This is a genomic window from Mucilaginibacter sp. (assembly GCF_041088075.1).
In the GTDB taxonomy this organism is placed as follows: Bacteria; Bacteroidota; Bacteroidia; order Sphingobacteriales; family Sphingobacteriaceae; genus Mucilaginibacter_A.
In genome coordinates this window covers 1-18985 of sequence record NZ_JBGCVY010000066.1, presented here as the reverse complement: position 1 = coordinate 18985, position 18985 = coordinate 1, and the positions used below count along the sequence as shown (strand labels likewise).

Sequence of the window (18985 nt, the reverse complement as noted above, 5' to 3'; positions counted from 1 at the left end):
AAGACCGTGCTGCCAAAAACTGGCTCGGCGAATCAGCCTTAATCAAACTAACCGTAATTACAGTTTAACGTTGCTACCGCTTATTCATGATGTTTCTTTCAGCCAGGATCGATTGGAACAAGGAATCATCCGCAGAATTGGCTGTTTAGCTTATCTTTTAACCGGGGAGGAAATACCTTTATGTGCTACTTCCTTAATACCGAAATCTTTTCTAAAGTAAATCAACAACATGTTCAGTTTTCATAAGAATTACTTCGTTTTAACCATTCTACTTCTGTTTATCGAGGTGCTAATCGGCGTTTATATGCACGATGCCCTAATTCGTCCCTATGGGGGTGACTTTTTAGTAGTTATCCTGCTGTATTGCCTGATTAAAAGTTTTTCTAACCTTCGGGTCTGGACTGCTGCAATTGGGGTGCTGCTATTTTCCTACCTGGTCGAGACCCTGCAGTTTTTCCATATCGTCAACCTCCTGGGGTTTGAAAAATCAAGGATCGCCTGTATCATTATCGGAACCTCCTTTACCTGGAGCGATCTTGTTGCCTATACGCTGGGCATCTTGGTCGTACTGGCTGCTGAGGGGATGTTTAACGAAAGGGTGAACGATGCAAAAAACAACACTATTTATAGTTAAAAACCAATAGCAATATCTGAATGCCGGATAGCCAGAATATATTCTTTTAATCGTAATAGGGTATGGTAACTTGAAAGCGATTTGAGCCGTAATGATACTAAAATTACATCGTGCTATATTCTCGCAACAAGGTTGCGCTTTCACACCTTACAAGCTTATTTGAATAAGCTGCAGCAAAACAAAAAGCGAATTGTGCACTCCGTATTGCTAGTTTTTTGACAATACAAAAAAGCGCAATAAGCATTAGGGTCTGAACAGAATTAGTTATTGAAGTGTGTGCCGAAATAGCTTAAGTTAAAGATGCCCTCAATTCAAGAGATATAAAGAGCATCGCAATATATTTAAATGGATAATAATATGTTATTTTTTATTTTAATTCTGATTGGAGCAACTATTGTAATAGTATTTAAAGGAAAGAAAAATATTATAGAATTTTTATTAATTCTTATTAATTTGATTTTTAACCTTACATTTTATACTGAATTGTCATTCACGCATAACTTATCATATGAGCAGGTAATTATTTATGGAGAAAATAATGAAATAGGATGTTACAGTCCGTTTGCATATCAATATGAATTAACCCTATCGTTATTTTTATTCGCATTTCATTTCAGCATTTTAAGTGTTTGGGCATGTAAAAAATCTCTTTCACCCATATCATTGTCTTTGTCCCTGATCTTTATACTAATCGGACTGACAATTAATATTTTTATCGTCTTACAATTATCACAACATGATATTGGAATTCTAAGTGATTATAATACAAAGCATATTGGTATATCTGCATTGATTCCACTATTTAACATTTTAATAGGTCTATGGTTTATCTATAGAGGAATTACACAAGAAATCGACAAGACTTTTAACAGAAGTTACAATAACAAATTTCTGGATTATTTAAACAGTTTTTTGGCTAAAAGGGGTAGAAACCCTTTATGGTTAATTCTTTTAAGTCTACCTGTTTTTTTTATTTTTACGTTGATTTTAATTTTATTCGGCCAGGAAACTACATCCATCGTTAAAGTATTTACTGAGACAGCGACATGGCGGTTTTCACAACATTCTTTTCCTCATCCAATTCCTGCTGTACCTAGTAGTGGTGGTCATTATTTATGTACTGTTGCAGTAGCAGGAGATCCTAAACTTGTCAAACCATTAAGATTTGGAAAGCGGCACGGTAAAATCATAGTCGTTAATAGGCAATTATTAATTGCAAATGCCTTTGAAGAATTGCTACAGGATTTTTCACCCAAACTTCATTTTATCATTCGGAAAAATTATGATAAATATGGATTTAACATTTCAAAAAAGATAAATTCTGCATTCTGGTCAAATACGGTGTACCTTTTAATGAAGCCTATAGAATGGTTTTTTCTAATAATTCTATATTTATTTTGTACTAAGCCAGAAGACAAAATTAACGCTCAATATACTTTATGAAAGCACTAAAAAAAGAAGTGGAACGATGTGATCGAACTGTCGGGGGTGGAAAAAATCAATGGCTTATAACGGCAAATTTGTGCAAAGATGGCTTACGTTAGAGCAAGGTTATAAACCTCTTACTTAACATAAAGGTAATTATAGGAAATCACCTACAAGCAACAAAAGAGAAAAGATACTTTATATCATAAAATCTATCATGCTTCTTTTATGCCTATAAATTTGGTGTGCCAGGATATTTACAGCTACAAAAACCACAAAAAGACAATGGTTTTTATACGGTAAAAGAAGCATAGCAAATAAGTTAAATAAATTTTAAACGGGCTTTTACTGTTTTTAGTTATTTTCTTCACCCTCAAAAATCATAATACAAGTTCCTGAAACTGCTGCGCAGGCCGAAAGTAAACATGGCTGTATTGCTGATCGTTTGTGCATTGGCCTCGTGCCGAAGGATGCCGCCAACTTCTAAACGCAAATTGTATTTTGGGTTTAAGATGTACGAAACCCGGCCTTCGCCATAATATAAATTGGTGGTCAGCCCTTGGCCGGTATAGTTGCCGGTAGGATTTGTGCCCTGGTCGTAAGGTTTAAAAATATCCTTGCCGTAATTATCGCTCAATGTGGCATCCAAACCATAATGCCCAAATTCGCCTTGCCCGTAAAAGTTAAAACGGCCGATCGCATAATTTAAAATCCCGACAACCTCACGAAAATTGGCACCAAAAGGGTGCGCCAAAGGTTCGGTGTTTTGCGAATAATTGATGATCTGAACAACTTCGGAATAAGTATAAGGCTTGGCATTGTTAAATTCCAGCAGGTAATTCAATCGTTTCACACCTAACAAATCTGCACCGCGTGTGCCCAACTGCCAGGCATATTTATTTCGGATACTGCCGGTGTTGGAAAAAAAATCTTTCGCCACAAACTCATCCAAAGCAAACTGGCCATAAACAGCAGCTTTATCTACAAACTTATATTTTCCGGTAAAACCGATCAAGGCATTATCGCCGGAACCATTGTTGGCTTCGAGCGGGCGCAGGAAAATAAGTGGGTTACCGTAGTTAAAATCAAAGCCGCGCTTGTTGCCCGCTTCGTCTTTATCGCCCCAAATAATAGAATCAAAAAAGCCTAAAGAAACTTTATTGCTGACGTTCCAATCCAAATAATGGAAAACGCCCCACTTGCGCCGGTAATCGTCCTGGTAAGAAAATTTTGGCGCCGTTGGGTCTTGCATGTACGCCCACATCGCCATATAGCGCACGTTTCCTAACGTGCCGGTCAACTTTAAAAAAGGATAATTAGAGGCAAAATCCGACAATAAAACCGAACGGTAACCATCGCCGATAAAGGTTTTGTCCTGGCCTAAAGCAATGTTTAAATACTTAACAGGCGTGTAAGACAATAAGGCCGTTGAGTAAGACCAATCACGAATCCTTTTTCCAAAACTCCTGTCGTAAGCTTGCCCTGGGACAATGTAAATCACGCTGTTTGCCGTCCGGTTGATGTATTTATCCACATAATCTGCAAACACGGCCTGGTTTTCGTAACCACTGGTGTAAAAGGAAAATTTGCTGCCGATGGTGCCGCCAACCTGGTAACCACGCGTATTTAACCAGGTGGTTTTACTGTTGGAAAAATCCCGGCCTAAAGTCAGGTCGGGCAGATAATCTACATAAGCGGTGAACCCTTTTTCTTTGATGTCAACCAAATGCTCGTTAAATATTTTGCGGTGCAGCCAGCTTCTTTTACTTATAGAATCTACACCGGCATTCATTAAAGATTGGTATTGCCGGCTGATTAAAGTATCATCAACCAAAAAAGGCTTCATGGAACTGTGAAACCTGGATTTGTTGGAGTAAACGCTCGAATCTAACTTTTGGTAAAACTGGTAAGCATAAGGCAGGTAATTGGACTGTGCCTGCGCATTTATATGGCATAAAAACAGTATGATAACTATACCAAGTAATTTTCTTTTCATAAAATAAAGTGGTTGGAATAAAGCTGAAAGAAACAAACAGATTTTGATGGCGCAACAAAATCCGGCAAGGTTGGCAGCATATGGTTTTTTATGTGGTAAAAACAGTATCGGCAAAAAATGATTGCAAAAGGCATTGCCTCAACTTAAATCAATATTTGCATTTTCATTTATACGGTGCAAATATTAAAATAATTACAGAAAAGAAAATTTATTATCTGTTTACTTTAAAGCGGCCGCTTTTTCTTCAAGTTCGCTGTACCAATCCGCGCCGTATTTTCGAATCAGCGGATCCTTCAAAAACTGGTAAACGCTCACTTTCAGCTCGTTTCCGAAAGCGCAGGCCGGGCTGCAAATGCTCCAACGGTCGTAATACAAAACCTCAAACTCCGGGTATTTGGTTAGGCGGATGGGGTACAAATGGCAGGAAATAGGCTTTTTCCAATCGGTTGCGCCTGCTTCGTATGCTTTTTCTATGGCACATTTGGTGATGCCGTTTTCCCAGGTTACGTAAGCGCATTCTTTATTGCCATCCACACAAGGAGTGGTGTAATCACCTTCAAAATCAACAACCGAAGTCCCAACCTGTTCAATAGTTTCGATGCCTTTGGCTGTCATATAAGGTTTTACGGCCGGATAGATTTTTTCCAGCACGTTCAGCTCGTCCAGGTTTAGCGGCGCGCCCGAATCCCCTTCCACACAACAAGCGCCTTTACAACGGTTTAAGTTACAAACAAAGTTCTCCGCAACCACATCCTCGTGTACCAGCGTATTTTTAACTTCAATCATTTTTTTTGTTTTATTCCTGAGGGATGCCTCCCAAAGGAAATTTTAAATTTTTTGCACCTGAGATTTCCAGCGTAACCGTGCCCACCAAAATTTCTACCTGTGCTTTGATCGGAATGCGGTTACCGTCGTTTGTAATCCACAAATACAATTTGCTGTCTTTTCTGAAAATACGGCCGGCAATAATAGAAGGGGAAAATTTCAGACAGTTAAAAGTCCCTAATGCGCAGGTGATGGTTTCTTTTCCCAGATAAGTGATGCCCAAATTTTCTACTTTATTTTCCGAAAAATATTGCAAGGTCAGCTCCTCGCCTACTTTAACTTTTGAAAGATCCAGTTCCCGCGCAAAATAATAAGCTGAAGGCAAATCAAATAGCTGGCCTTTAAAAGGGTAAGTCCCGCTTTGGGCCGTAATTTTTTTTGCATCATGATCAAAAGCAACTTTATCCATACGGCGGTATTTTCCTTCGCGGCGGTTTTCAGTATAATAATAAGGCGTTAAAGTGTTGCGGTCAATAAAGCTTTCGTAACGGTTGCGCACTTTAAAAAAAACATCAAAACTCCCGGACGTCCGGCCGTCAATTACAATATGGTAAGTTGGTTTATTGTTAAACTTAATGCCGCTTTCTTCAATCCTTAAATTGGCTTCGGCACCGGTAAAAATGCCGTATTTTAAACGATAACTCAACTGCTCGCCGTCTTTAAATGCCAAATTACTTTTTTTGGCCAGTTCCTGGGCAGATACAAAATGATGAAATAAAAAGGTCAGCGCGACAAATACCCATAATTTTTTAGCCATAAGCGGGAAGACAGGATTTATTGTTTATACAACCTCTTTACGTTTGTAAACAGGAACAGTTGAGCAAGGTTCGCCATAAAGAATACTTTTTACGATGGGCGTAAGGCGAAAAGTTAAACTGACATAAGCGGACTGCGGCACGGCAACATCGCCGCAACCTTTGATCACCACGCGCTGGTCCCGAAACTTTTCCAAATCCAGGTTGCTGATTGCTTCTTCAAATAAAACGGTTTCCAATGTGTTCAAATCCCCAAAAACAACTTTATTGGCGATGGAAGAAAGTTTATTGGCCAACAACATATAAGCCCAGGTTGGCACAATCGCATCAACCGAGCAGGTAAGAGCCAGGTATTTTTCCTGGTATTGCGCCCAGTCGTGCTGTTTGATAAACTCCCTGAAATCTTTTTCGCGCAGCATCAAACCCATAAAAAGGTTGTCTTTGATATCGTACAAAACCCGCTCGCCTGTTGGATAAAGGCTGGCCGGGTCAAAAGTAACCAAACCACTTTGCGCAACTTTATTGATTATGTTTTCCTGAATCTCCATGTTGATAAAATAACCTGTTTAAACTTTATTTCCGGCCTTCGTTTTTTGGTTGATGCTTCTTTTACCACCTAAAAAATCTTGACCCTTTGGTTGTTAAACGCTACACACCAATTTTTACCTGGTAAAAGAAGCATTGTAAATTTTCGTGATAGCAATTGGTTTATCAAAATACACACACCAATTTTTACCCGGTAAAAGAAGCATTGTGAATTTTCGTGATAGAAAATAAACAAAGCCCTAAAAAGTTTAAACTGCCCCAAATAAAAAAATCCGGAAACAAGATACTTATTTCCGGATGCAAATTTAGGTTAAAGCTTTGTTTAAAAGAACTTTGCCCTGTAATCTTTTACGTTCGCTTTGTCTTTTAACACATTAAATACGTCGGTATCCAAACGTTGCAGCACCGCTTGTGCAATTTGCTGGCGGTCTTTTAAAGCATTGTTTAAAGCCGGCGGATTATTAAAACTATCTACTTCAAAAACATAAACGCCGTTTTGGCCTTCAATTGGTTTTGAAACTTTGTGCAGCGCCGAACCGAAAACTGCGCCAACCACTTTGTTTTCCTGCGCAATGCCCGGGATGATCGGGTTTGCAAAAACAATATTTTGTACCGGCACAACTTTGCCGCCCACTTGTGCCGCAACTTTGTCCAGTCCGGCTGCCCCTTTTAAGGCATTGTTTAATTTTTCTTCCAGTTGTTTTGCTTTCACCTGGTTGCGCACGGCCGGTTCGATTTGTTTTTTAACCATATCCAATGTCAAAATCCCTTTTGGTTTGATGGCTTCCAGTTGGGCAACCACATACTGGTTCCCTAATTCAAAAACCTGGTTTGACACATCGCCTTTTTTAGCGCCGTAAGCCCATTTTACCACATCGCGTGCGTTTTCCAAACCGGTTACGGCTGATGCACTTGCCGTTACATCGTCTGCCGTTTGTTTTTGCAGCTTATCTGCTTTTATGGCATCTGCAAAAGAACCTCCGGAAACTTTGCTTAAAAACGATTGTGCTTTGGCATAAGCTGCAGATTGTGTTTTACTGCTTGGCGTTAATGGCTTATCAACCACGGCAACTTTAACCACTTTGGATGACCCTTTTTGGTCTTCAATTTCGATCAAATGGACACCAAACTGGGAAGTAACAATTTTCAGGTCGCCTTTTTTGCCATTAAAAACAGCATCTTCAAAGACAGGCACCATCGAGCCACGCGCAAAAGTGCCCAACTCGCCGCCTTTTGCAGCAGAACCATCAATAGAATAGGTTTTTGCCAGATCAGCAAAAGATTTTCCGCCCTGGATCAGTTTTCGCAAAGAATCTGCCTTGGCCAAAGCTTTGTCTACGCCGCCTGCCGTTGCCGGGTTAATTAAAATATGACGTGCTTGTACCGAATCCGGCCCAACTTCTGTGTTGATTAGTTTTGCAATTTTATAAGCGCCGTTCGAGAAATAAGGGCCATAAACGAAGCCCGTCGCAGCATTAAACATCACCGAATCCAACGTTGGCTCTAATTGTCCTTTTTTCTGATAAACCAAAGGCGCAGGCGTAGCGGCATTAATGGCCACAAAAAGCGAATCGTTTTTGCTGGTTTTAAACCCGTCAAGCAGTTTATTGATCTGCTCTTTTACCGCAGCGGTATCGGCTTTGGATGGCGCCGCATTAAAAACCACGTAATCAAAAGCACGCGTCTCTTCCGGGTTTTTAAACTCGTTTTTGTGTTCGTTGTAATAGGAATTGTAATCGTCGTCGGTCAGTTTTACCTGGTTGTCAGGCACCGAAGCATAATCCAAGGTTACATAACTAAAATTGGCAATTTTGTTGCGCGCTTCGTAATCGTCTTTTGCTTCCAGCGAGTTTACATAAAGCCCGTTGCGCACCAACGACAAGTATTTTTCTGATTTTTTGCCTTCGATAATCTGGTTCACAAAAGTTGCCCACTGGTCGCGTGTTGCAGGGTCGGCTTTTGAAGAACTGATGTTGCTCAAAAAACCCATCAATTGTTGGCGGTCAAACTGCCCGGTTTCGCGGTTGGTAAATGCCTGCACAATTTGCGGGCTTGGGTTGTTTCCCTGGATCAACGCTTTGCTTTCGTTATCGCCAACAGCAATGCCCAGTTTGCTGATTTGCTTTTGCAGGATGATCTGGCTGATGGCCTGGTTCCAGGTAGTTTGCTGCACATAACTGGCCATCTGCGGGTTTAAGTTGGCCTGGTTGGATTGCTGCTTAAAATTCCGGATGTTTTGTTCCAGCTTGTTGTTAAAGTCATCGTAATTAATTTTTTCGCCTGCCACTTCACCAATTGTGGTACGGTCGCCGTTCATAAAAGAACTTCCGTAATGCACCACTTCCCCAATAATAAACGCAAAAAGCGCCAAACCGATCACCACAACCATAATCACACCCAACCGGTTCCGCAAAAAACTCATTATTCCCATAAAAAATCAATCTATTTAAATGCTTAAAAAAGAGGGCGCAAGATACAAATTTTGATAAAAAGCCGATACATGAAATTGCGCAATTTGTTTTTACTTTTTTTGAGAGGTTTATTTGAATTTTTCCTGATAAAGCTTTATGCTTCTTTTACCACCTAAAAATTGGTAAGCTTTTTGTTTTGTCATGCCGAAATTTTTTCGGCATCCCATCAGAAAGACTATTATCTTGCAAGAGGGATCCTGAAACAAGTTCAGGATGACAGGTCAATGCTTCTTTTATCGCCTAAAAATCAGTGTTGTTTTTAATTTATTTAAACCAGTACCTACACCAATTTTTATAGGGTAAAAGAAGCATTGCATAAAATCCTGCCCTTGTTTAAAAATTAGATAGAAGTTTAACCAGGCCTATGGGTTTAATCCCTCTTTTACATTTACAATTCCGGTAGCTTGGTTGAACTCCGGTTCGGTTAAATCTTCGTTACACCTGAAAGTGCTGCCACTGATCACGTTGCCATCCATCGTTTTTAAAGTAGAAAACTGGTTGGAGTAAAACCTTTTGCCGGCCTGGTCCCAAATCAATTCTTCGGATTTAAACGTATCGCCTTTATCGTTCACCACCACCACGTTTCTATGTAGTTCAATAATTTTGTTGAGGTTTTTGGTGATGGCATATTCTGCTGTAACCGTGCTGGTCAGCTTCAGCTTCGGGTCGTAAAAATCAATATGCACGCCTTTTGGCATCTCGTAATAAGACTTTTCGGCTTTGGCTGAGGTATGGTTAAGCATTACCGGCGCCGTCATCCGGGCTTTTACTTTGGCCGAATCACTGTAGATCACATCAACGCCAATGGTGGTTTCAACCGGGTTGTTTACTTCCTTGCTGGAGATTTGCCTTACTTTTTTCAGGTCGTTTTCGCAAGACCAAAAAAACACCGGTAAAAGAAGCATCAGCCATTTTAACGCAGGTTTTTTTTGGGGAAACGGCCGCTGCATGTTTTTAATCAAACTTATACTTCCTGAACCAGGTATCGTTCAGCAAAAAACCCAGCCTGAAATTGACATAGTTTTCTTTCACCAAATTATTTTGAAGCGTGCCTCTCCTGCCAACTTCTGCCGATAAGTTTACTTTGTAAAAAACAAGACGGCTTTGCGAACGGATGGGCAAACCTACGCCAAACGAAACCGCAGATTCATTGATATCGGTGCCGGAAGTATGCACATAAGTTTTGTTCAACTGATAGCCCAGGCGGTAATCCATCGCAGCCAAATAACTGTTCAGCGCGTTTATATTTGGGGTGATCTGCCCGCCGATGTGGTAAGACTGCGTGTTTTTAAGCCCCTGGTTTACGCCGTCAATAACTAAAGCCGACCAGTTTCCCGTGCTGTAATCCGCCCCGATCAAATAATGGTTCAGCTTTTGGTACGAGATGCCAAAATGCTGCTCCATCGGCAGGTTGATTTTTGTATTGCTGCCTGTGCGCGAATAAGTAGTGTCTCTTGCAAGGTCAACCTCTCCGGTTGTCGGGTCGGTAAGGTATTGGGTAGAAATGTATTTGCTGGTCGAATTTAAGGTTGATTTTAAAGTCCCCGAATAACCCAAAACAATGCTGGACGTTGTGGACAGATCAAATTGGTACTGCAAACCATAATCATAACTTAAACCCTTAATACTCTGGCTGTTTTCAATTTGGGTATTAAAAGAAGAAGCCACATAATTAGGTATTTCAACCGAACTGGTTTTGCGCAGGTTCCCAAAAATATAGCCTACGTTGAAACCTAAATTTAAATGTTTGAACAGGTTGAAGCCATAACCGATATAAGCTTTTGACAAACCGCCATCGCCCGCGTAAATACTGTTGACCGTATTGGTATCAATTTTGGTAACCTGTTTAAAGTTGTAGCCCAGATCGCTGTAAGGCAGCAGGCCAAAACTGAAAGCAGAAGTTCCTCGGGTAATCGGGATGGCAAAAGCAATGTGGTTCAGCCTGAAATCAGAGCCAGTTTGCTTATCCGAACTGTTGCTTAACGTGTTAATTGTGCCGTAAGCGCCAACATCAATGGTAGTTAACGTAATGGCCGAATACGAAGCTGGGTTCAGCATATTGATGTTGTTGTAGCCGCCAGCAGTACGCACACCGGCAGCAATGCCGCCCATGCCCATGTTTTGCGGCAAAGTTTGCTCCTGTAAAAGACCCAAACCATACTTGGAATATGGCGAACTGGTAGTAGCCTGGCCGGAAACCTTGTATGCCGAAAATATAGAAAAAAGTATAAGTAAAATTTGGGTACGATTAATCATTCTTGCTGATGTATAACTGCGTTTAATCCTTTCAGAACTAAATAAGGTTCGGGCTTAACGTAAGCGGCAAAGATGCTACTTTTCAAGTGAGTATCAAAAAAATTAAGGTCGCCGCCGGTTAGCAGGATATTGGTTTGTGGGTCTTGTTCTGTTTGTTTTTTTATAAAGCCTTCTGCTTCAAAACGCAACCCGTTTTGCACGCCCGAAATAATTGCTTCTTTAGTATTGCTGCCCGAAACCTGGTCAAATCCTGTTTCTGCTTCAATTAAAGGCAGTTTTTTGGTGAAATGCTTCAACGCTTTAAACCTCATTTTTAATCCCGGCGAAATACTGCCGCCGTAATAATTCCCTTCGGCATCAACTAAATCGTAAGTAACGCAAGTGCCGGCATCAATCACCAGGTTACTGTTTTTAGGGTATAAAAAATGGGCACCAACTACGGCAGCCAGTCGGTCTAAACCTAATTTTTCGGGATTTTGATAATGGTTTTTGATGGATTTTGCCATTTGATGATGAAACCGAAACGTTTTTAACTGCTGCTCCAGCATCGTTTCCCACAAAAAAATTTTGTTTTGCACCGAAGAAATAATGGCCGTTGCCGGTTTAAATTTTACGAGGATTTGTTGGAGCAGTTTTTCGGTGATTTGCCGGTAACGTTCCGTCCACAAAATATGTTGTTCCTCAAAAACAGCAACTTTAGAAAAAGTATTGCCGATATCAAAAACCAGGCTGACCATCAAGCGTTGGCAACCGATAAAATGGATTCAAAGATAGCCAGCCCGTCCTGGTTGGCCAGCAAGCTGTCGGCGGCACGCTCCGGGTGCGGCATCAAACCAAAAACATTTCGCGCTTTATTGCACACGCCGGCAATGTTTTGGATAGAACCGTTTGCGTTGGCTTCATCCGTATAGTTTCCGGCGGCATCACAATAGCGGAACAGGATTTGGTCGTTCTGCTTCAACTCTTCAATACTGTTTTTATCGGCATAAAAATTGCCTTCGCCATGCGCAACCGGAATTTTTAATGCTTTGTTCAGGTCAACCTGTGAAGTGAGCAGCGAATTATTGGTTTGTGCTTTGATGTACGTATTTCGGCAGATGAATTTTCGGTTTTTGTTGTGTAGCAAGGCTCCGGGAACCAAACCGGCTTCGGTTAAAATTTGAAACCCATTGCAGATGCCCAAAACATAACCGCCTTGCCCGGCAAAACGAATCACTTCCTGCATAATCGGAGAAAAACGCGCAATGGCACCGGAACGCAAATAATCGCCGAAGGAAAAACCGCCCGGCAAAACGATAAAATCTACGCCCTGCAAATCGTGGTCTTTGTGCCACAAACGAACCACCTGCTGCCCCATAATTTTTTCAAGCACGTAAATGATGTCTTCATCACAGTTGGAACCAGGGAAAATAACGACGCCGAATTTCATTCTACAAAACTAACAGAACTGTTTAAAAACCATTGTACCTAAAAGTTAAAAATTGTTAAACTGAAAATACACGATGCCAAACAGCAGCAGTAAATACAAACTTTCGTAAAACCATTTTTTGGTGGCGTATAAAAAGTAATAAGCCGAAAGCGCGGCAATTGGCACTGCGCCGAGCAAAAAATGATTAAAGTTGAAGTCGGTTTTTATGAAACTTGCGGCGGCAACCAGCAGGATGATAAAAAGCAGCGATTGAAAGGTTTTTCGCACCATCACCATACTCTTCAAAAAATTGTTTTGCAGCCGGAAAAGTGCCAGGATAAAAATGAAAACCAGCGGAACCAACACTAAATAATGATAAGGATGGCTGACATCAAACTTAGGGATTTGGGCATCAAAAGAAAGCGCCAGGTTGTGGAAAGCAAACGTATGATCGGTACAATAATAATAAACCGACAGGAAGAAAAGTACGGTTAAAAAACCCATCAAACCCGACATCCATTCGTGCCAGTTGAACGGGCGAAAAATGAGCAAGCCGATCCAAATTATCAAAAAAAGTGCAATAAACGGGAAATAGATTAAGGTGCCGATGCCAACAATCAAACCCAAATCATAAGCGGTTGACGTTGCTTCTTCCGTTTTATAGAGTTCAAACAGTTTTTGCAATACCCAAATCATCAAAAAATTACAGATCAGCGGCGCGCTTAACGTGTAAAACGATGTGAACAAACCGGAAACGGTAACGAAAAGCAAAGCCGGCAAAAACGAAGGCTTGCCCAGCAAGTTATGGTTGTTGACGATGTAATTGAACCAAAGTGCCTGTATCAAAATGATGATGCTGGCATAAAAAACATTTCCGCCAGGCGTAAAAGTTTTGGTTGGAAAAGCAACCAGCAACCTTGAAAAAAGGCCGGTAAAAGAAGCATCCAAATTTTGCGGCAGATGAAAGACCAGGCCCATCCGCAGCAAAAACAAAAGCACCACAAGCCAGAAAATGTTGATGGGGTTGTGCGACCGAAAAATCTGGATCATGTAGGACTCTTTTGCGCAATATTAGCAGAAAAACAGAACAAGCCGAAACTTAACGCGCTTTGCCGTACCGGGAAACGATTTCGGAAACGATCTGCGCGGTTTTATCAGGGAAATCAACTTCGATTTTTGAGTTTGATGAAAGCCATTTTTTTAAATGCTCAACAAAATTTCCATCAATCTTTCCGATAACCGGAACACCTAATTTTGCCGCTGCAATGGCGTTGCATTGCTGCTCGTACTGGCCTTTCATTGGTATCATCATCACTTTTTTGCCCATAAACAAAGCTTCGGCCGGGCCTTCAAAACCGCCGCCGGTAAGCAAACCGGCACTGCTGGCCAGGCTTTGGTTAAAAGCTTTGTTTTGAATGGGCTTTACCTGGACGTTTCCTTCAAAATATTCTTTTGTAGTGTGTTTTGAAAAAATATGCCACGATACTTCTTTTACCTGCCTAAAATATTGCAGCAAAAGCTGGTCATCATAAGCAGGAAGGTAAACGGTGTAATGCCCCAGGTTTTGCGTTTCCATTTGCCGAATTTCACTTCGGATAACCGGCGTGTGGATAAAACCGGCGTAACGTTCAAAATGAAACCCGACGTGATGCGTGGTTGGCGCGTAATGTTTAAACAACAACTCGGCATAGTTCCAGTTTTTAGGCCGAGGCGTGTTTGGGGAGATGAACGAACATTGATGGCTTAAAGCAACAGATTCCAGCTTTTGCAATTTGCAGGACCAAGCCGAGACCGGTTCAAAATCGTTCACAATCAAATCGTATTGTTTTAACGGAAGCGAACGCACATCGCGCAGCAATTGGCGCAAATTCATGGTTTTGTAGGTTTTCCAGTAATCTACGCCGCCTTTTTTTCCGAAAATAAAACTGAAACCGTGCAACCGATAAGTTAAAGACTGCGAAAGGGAAACATCGGCCTGTGTGCCGCTGACCAGCAAATCCAGTTCACCGTATTGTTGCAGCAAAGGCACAATTTCGCGGGCGCGGCTGATGTGGCCGTTGCCAGTCCCTTGTATGGCAAATAATATTTTCATGCGGTAAACAAGGGCGCAAATTAAGGAAAACCGTTTTGAAAAAACCTTTGTTGTATTTGCTACAATTTCAAAAAAGGATTAACGCAGGCTGAGGCTGCTGATTTTTTGCCGGTAAAAGAAGCTTACTCGTCGTCCTCGTCGTCGTTCACGCTCAATTCAAACGGGCTGAGGTAAAACAGGAACAACAGCAAAAACAAAATGCTCCATGCAAGCAAATGATAGTACTCAAAATCCATAACTATTTTATCAATTGCAAGTTCTGACTGCAAAGTGAACTGAAAGTTACGCGAACGTTAAAAAAATAATATAGTTGCCATACTGTTTTTATGCCTATAAAAACAGCATCAGCTCATTCAAATGATGGATTTGCACCGGCACGTTTTCAGGTTTTTCGGTTTTGTTTGGGTTGAAATAAATGGCATCCATACCAAAATTTAGCGCACCGTAAACATCGGCTTCCAAACTATCGCCAATCATCAAACTTTCCGGTTTTTGTGCATTCGCGATTTCTAAAGCGTGTTTAAAAATTGCAGGATCAGGTTTGTTAACGCCGATCACTTCTGAAATAAAAACGTGCTCAAAGTATTGTTGGAGATTACACAAGCAGATTTTCATTTCCGTAGATTCTTTAAACCCGTTGGAAATTACGTACAATCTATATTTGGATTGCAGATATTGCAGCGCTTCATGCGCATAGGGAGAAAGGTTGGTTTTAGTTGGGCAAAGCTGCACGTAAGCATCTTCAAAACCCGCCGGAATAACGGTTTCGTCCAAACCCAATTCTAAAAAAGTGTGTTTGAAACGGGCTTCGCGCAAAACTTCTTTGCTGATCTTTCCCAAATGGTATTCGGCCCAAAGGCGGTGGTTGTTGCGGGTATAAGTTTCGATAAAAATATCTGGCGCGGCCAAACCTAAATCTTGTAGTTTATGCAGGATGAAAAGTTCGTGCAGTGCTTCTTCGGCATTTTTATCAAAATCCCAAATGGTATGGTCAAGGTCGAAGAAGAGGTGTTGGTATGGCATTTTCGTTGTCAGTTTCGTGTTGTCAATTGTCGTTTTAGGTTGAAGCATTCGGGAAAGATGCTTCTTTTATGCCGATAAAAACAGCATCAAATCTTTTCCCCAAAACTCAAATCCCCGGCATCGCCCAAACCCGGAATAATATAGGAATAATTGTTCATTTCCTGATCGACCGAACCAACCCAAATATACGCTTCGGGCAAATTTTCCTGCACATATTTTAAACCCGCAGTGCTGGCGATAACGGCGGCAATATGCAGTTCTTTTAACTGGTATTTTTCCTGCAAACGCTTGCAAACCTGTACGATACTTTGCCCGCTGGCCAGCATTGTATCGCATAGAATGACGGTTTGTCCGTCTAAATTCGGACTTGAAATATGTTCTACCTGAATGGTAAAATCGTGGTTTTCGTCCGTCTTTCGGTAAGCCGTAATAAATGCCGAAGCGGACCGGTCAAAAAAGTTTAAAAATCCCTGGTGAAAAGGCAAACCGGCACGTAAAATAGTGGCCAAAACAGGTTGTTCTTTGGCGAGGTTTATTTTGGCAATTCCCAACGGCGTTTTCACTTCGGTTTCCTGATAATCTAAGTTTTTGCTGATCTCGTAGGCCAAAATTTCGCCCAAACGCGTTTGGTTATGCCGGAAACGCTGCGGGTTTTGCTGCGTGTGTACATTGCGCATTTCGGCAATAAAGCGGTTGGCTACCGAGTTGGTTTGATCGAGCTGGAAAATCATGCAGCGAAAATAGGTCTTTTTTTATGGGATAAAATTTAGGGTGATAAAAGAAGTATGCGTTATTATGAGTAGCGGGTTATGATAATTTTTGGTAAATTGTTATATTTTGTGATAAATTATTACATTTGCCTAAAGCTCTGTAGCTCACGAACGCCTAAGTTCCACTTGGGAAATTGATGTAGTGAGAATGGAGCTTTTTTTGTGGGATAAATTCATCAATTATTTTCTCTTTTATGCGTTCTTTTTGCTTGATCAAAAAGAACCAAAAAATCAAGAATGCCGGATCGCCTCCGGGCGGCATTCAACCCCTCGCGCCTGGATGGCTACCTTTCTAACGGCCTTTCCAACGTGATAATAATTACAGAATTCAACATAAAAATTCCTGACAAAAAACAAACATCCCAAAGCTATATTCCTTAGCATTTCAAAACACAAAATCCGTACTTTTATCTTCTCAATGGATTTTAAATTAACCTCACAATACAAGCCGTCCGGCGACCAGCCGGAAGCCATCCGCCAGTTGGTGCAAGGCGTAGAAAGCGGCGAAAATTACCAGACTTTACTTGGTGTAACCGGCTCCGGTAAAACGTTTAGTATTGCAAATGTGATCCAGCAAACGCAAAAACCAACGTTGGTTTTAAGCCATAATAAAACCCTGGCGGCACAGCTTTACGGCGAATTCAAGCAGTTTTTTCCGGAAAATGCAGTCAACTATTTTGTTTCCTATTACGATTATTACCAGCCGGAAGCGTTCATTCCTTCCTCCAATACCTACATTGAAAAGGATTTGCAGATTAACGAAGAAATCGAAAAATTGCGTTTACGCACTACTTCTGCTTTGATGTCGGGCCGCCGAGATGTCATCGTCGTTTCGTCCATTTCCTGCATTTATGGGATGGGCAACCCGGAAGATTTTTCGAACTCTGTTTTCCGTTTTGCGGTTGGAACACGCATTACCCGAAATGCTTTTTTACATCGTTTGGTGGAGATTTTATATGCCCGAACGACGGCCGATTTTAAACGCGGGACTTTCCGTGTAAAAGGCGATGTGGTGGAAATTTATCCGGCTTATCTGGATTACGCATACCGCATCAATTTCTACGGTGATGACATTGAAGAGTTGAGCACTTTTGATGTAACGAACGGAAAAACAATCGAAAAAATGGAGAACATGGTTGTTTTTCCGGCCAATTTATATGTGGCGCCGCGCGAGCGTTTTCAGCAATCGGTTTGGGCAATCCAGGAAGAACTGGAAACGCGGAAAACGCAATTTATCAGCGAAGGTCGTTTTTTGGAAGCCAAACGTTTGGAAGAAAGGGTGAATTACGATCTGGAAATGATCCGCGAGTTGGGTTATTGCTCGGGCATCGAGAACTATTCGCGCTTCTTTGACGGTCGGAAACCGGGAATGCGCCCGTTCTGCCTGCTCGATTATTTCCCAAAAGATTATTTAATGGTGATTGATGAAAGCCACGTTACCGTTCCGCAAATCCGGGCGATGTATGGCGGCGACCGTTCCCGCAAAATATCTTTGGTAGAATATGGTTTTCGTTTGCCTGCGGCGATGGATAACCGTCCGCTTAACTTCCAGGAATTTGAACGTTTAGCGCCGCAAACCATTTATGTAAGCGCCACTCCGGGCGATTTTGAACTGGAAAAATCGGAAGGCGTGGTGATTGAGCAGGTGATCCGGCCAACAGGTTTGCTGGATCCGGTGATTGAAGTTAGGCCTGTTATTAACCAGGTGGATGATTTGCTGGAAGAAGTTGACCAAACCATTAAAAAAGGCGACCGGATTTTGGTTACCACTTTAACCAAACGCATGGCCGAAGAACTGGCCAAATACATGGACCGCCTCAACATTAAATGCCGTTACATTCACTCCGAAGTAAAAACATTAGATCGCGTAGAGATTTTGCGCGGTTTGCGTTTGGGCGAATTTGATGTTTTGATTGGTATCAATCTTTTAAGGGAAGGTTTGGATTTGCCCGAAGTTTCGCTGGTTGCGATTTTGGATGCCGATAAAGAAGGTTTTTTACGCTCAGAACGTTCTTTGATCCAAACCATTGGCCGTGCTGCGCGGAATGATCGTGGGCGTGTCATTATGTATGCCGATAAAATTACAGATTCGATGCAGATCACAATGGACGAAACCAACCGCCGCCGCGACAAGCAAATCCAGTATAATTTAGAGCACGGCATTGTACCGAAAACAATCGGCAAAACACGCGAAGCGATAATTGAACAAACATCAGTGATGGATTTTAAAGGCGGCGTGCAGCAGGCTTATGTGGAACAGGATGTTGCCGATAACATTGCTGCCGACCCAATTGTGCAGTACATGAGCAAACCGGAACTGAAAAAAGCCATCGAAAATACCAAAAAAGAGATGCTAAAAGCAGCAAAGGATATGGATTTCCTTGGCGCGGCCAAACTGCGTGATGAAATGTTTGCCTTAGAAAAAATGATGACGGAGAAATTTTAAGGTGGTAAAAGAAGTATGATGCTTCTTTTACCACCCTAAATTTTACCAAATTCGTTCTATTTCATACTGATCAAACCATTCATCCGAACTTACAATTGGTATTTGTTCGATAGTAGCTTGGGCAATTAGTAATCGGTCAAAAGGGTCGCGATGATGAAGTGGAAGTTGCTGGGTTTGGTAGATATGAAGTAAGGAAATGGAGTTGCTACATTTGAATGGACATTGAGTTAAGGGAAAGACTTAACTTTATGAATATGTCAAAAATCAGAAAACAGTATGACCGGGAGTTCAAGGTGATGGCTGTAGAATTAAGCAAGGGCCGTTCGGATCTGAGCGTG

The 18985-nt window shown here is 41.5% G+C and carries 16 protein-coding genes; 3 read left to right on the top strand and 13 right to left on the bottom strand.

All coding sequences use genetic code 11. The features are described 5' to 3' along the window. Positions 1–304 precede the first annotated feature (304 nt). Positions 305–634, top strand: coding sequence for a DUF2809 domain-containing protein (locus V5804_RS16225; RefSeq protein WP_369592454.1), 330 nt, complete (start codon positions 305–307; stop codon positions 632–634). 345 nt (positions 635–979) lie between these two features. Beyond that, positions 980–2077, top strand: coding sequence for a DUF6688 family protein (locus V5804_RS16220; RefSeq protein WP_369592453.1), 1098 nt, complete (start codon positions 980–982; stop codon positions 2075–2077). A gap of 355 nt (positions 2078–2432) precedes the next feature. On the opposite strand, the gene V5804_RS16215 is transcribed toward V5804_RS16220, so the two are convergent. The 13 genes from V5804_RS16215 to upp form a co-directional block, all read right to left on the bottom strand. Further along, positions 2433–4055, bottom strand: a complete 1623-nt coding sequence (locus V5804_RS16215) for a gliding motility protein RemB (RefSeq protein ID WP_369592452.1) — start codon at positions 4053–4055, stop codon at positions 2433–2435. A 219-nt stretch (positions 4056–4274) separates the two neighbouring features. Beyond that, positions 4275–4841: a DUF3109 family protein gene (locus V5804_RS16210; protein WP_369592451.1), complete on the bottom strand. Its 567-nt coding sequence runs from the start codon at positions 4839–4841 to the stop codon at positions 4275–4277. Positions 4842–4851: 10 nt separating this feature from the next. Then, positions 4852–5637, bottom strand: a complete 786-nt coding sequence (locus V5804_RS16205) for a DUF3108 domain-containing protein (protein ID WP_369592450.1) — start codon at positions 5635–5637, stop codon at positions 4852–4854. Positions 5638–5661: 24 nt separating this feature from the next. Continuing rightward, the gene (locus V5804_RS16200) at positions 5662–6183 is read right to left on the bottom strand and encodes a DUF2480 family protein (protein ID WP_369592449.1); all 522 of its coding nucleotides are present in this window, start codon (positions 6181–6183) and stop codon (positions 5662–5664) included. A 320-nt stretch (positions 6184–6503) separates the two neighbouring features. Then, entirely contained in the window at positions 6504–8603 is a 2100-nt protein-coding gene (locus tag V5804_RS16195; protein WP_369592448.1) for a SurA N-terminal domain-containing protein, read from the bottom strand. A 411-nt stretch (positions 8604–9014) separates the two neighbouring features. Then, complete coding sequence (lptC, locus tag V5804_RS16190; protein ID WP_369592447.1) at positions 9015–9602, bottom strand: LPS export ABC transporter periplasmic protein LptC; 588 nt, start codon at positions 9600–9602, stop codon at positions 9015–9017. 4 nt (positions 9603–9606) lie between these two features. Next, a complete protein-coding gene (locus tag V5804_RS16185; protein WP_369592446.1) occupies positions 9607–10908 on the bottom strand; it encodes a hypothetical protein in 1302 nt (433 codons plus the stop codon). Then, the gene (locus V5804_RS16180) at positions 10905–11645 is read right to left on the bottom strand and encodes a type III pantothenate kinase (RefSeq protein ID WP_369592541.1); all 741 of its coding nucleotides are present in this window, start codon (positions 11643–11645) and stop codon (positions 10905–10907) included. The genes V5804_RS16185 and V5804_RS16180 overlap by 4 nt, the downstream gene beginning before the upstream one ends. Continuing rightward, a complete protein-coding gene (purQ, locus tag V5804_RS16175; RefSeq protein ID WP_369592445.1) occupies positions 11645–12337 on the bottom strand; it encodes a phosphoribosylformylglycinamidine synthase subunit PurQ in 693 nt (230 codons plus the stop codon). Before purQ ends, V5804_RS16180 begins: the two co-directional genes overlap by 1 nt. Before the next feature lie 45 nt (positions 12338–12382). Continuing rightward, entirely contained in the window at positions 12383–13366 is a 984-nt protein-coding gene (locus V5804_RS16170; RefSeq protein WP_369592444.1) for a DUF6427 family protein, read from the bottom strand. A gap of 49 nt (positions 13367–13415) precedes the next feature. Next, positions 13416–14408, bottom strand: a complete 993-nt coding sequence (locus V5804_RS16165; protein WP_369592443.1) for a glycosyltransferase family protein — start codon at positions 14406–14408, stop codon at positions 13416–13418. Positions 14409–14738: 330 nt separating this feature from the next. Then, positions 14739–15479, bottom strand: a complete 741-nt coding sequence (locus tag V5804_RS16160) for a YjjG family noncanonical pyrimidine nucleotidase (RefSeq protein WP_369592442.1) — start codon at positions 15477–15479, stop codon at positions 14739–14741. Between the two features lie 38 nt (positions 15480–15517). Continuing rightward, the gene (upp, locus tag V5804_RS16155; RefSeq protein WP_369592441.1) at positions 15518–16162 is read right to left on the bottom strand and encodes a uracil phosphoribosyltransferase; all 645 of its coding nucleotides are present in this window, start codon (positions 16160–16162) and stop codon (positions 15518–15520) included. 457 nt (positions 16163–16619) lie between these two features. Here upp and uvrB point away from each other — a divergent pair, with 457 nt between their 5' ends. After that, positions 16620–18647, top strand: a complete 2028-nt coding sequence (gene uvrB / locus V5804_RS16150; RefSeq protein ID WP_369592440.1) for an excinuclease ABC subunit UvrB — start codon at positions 16620–16622, stop codon at positions 18645–18647. The last annotated feature ends 338 nt before the right edge of the window (positions 18648–18985 follow it).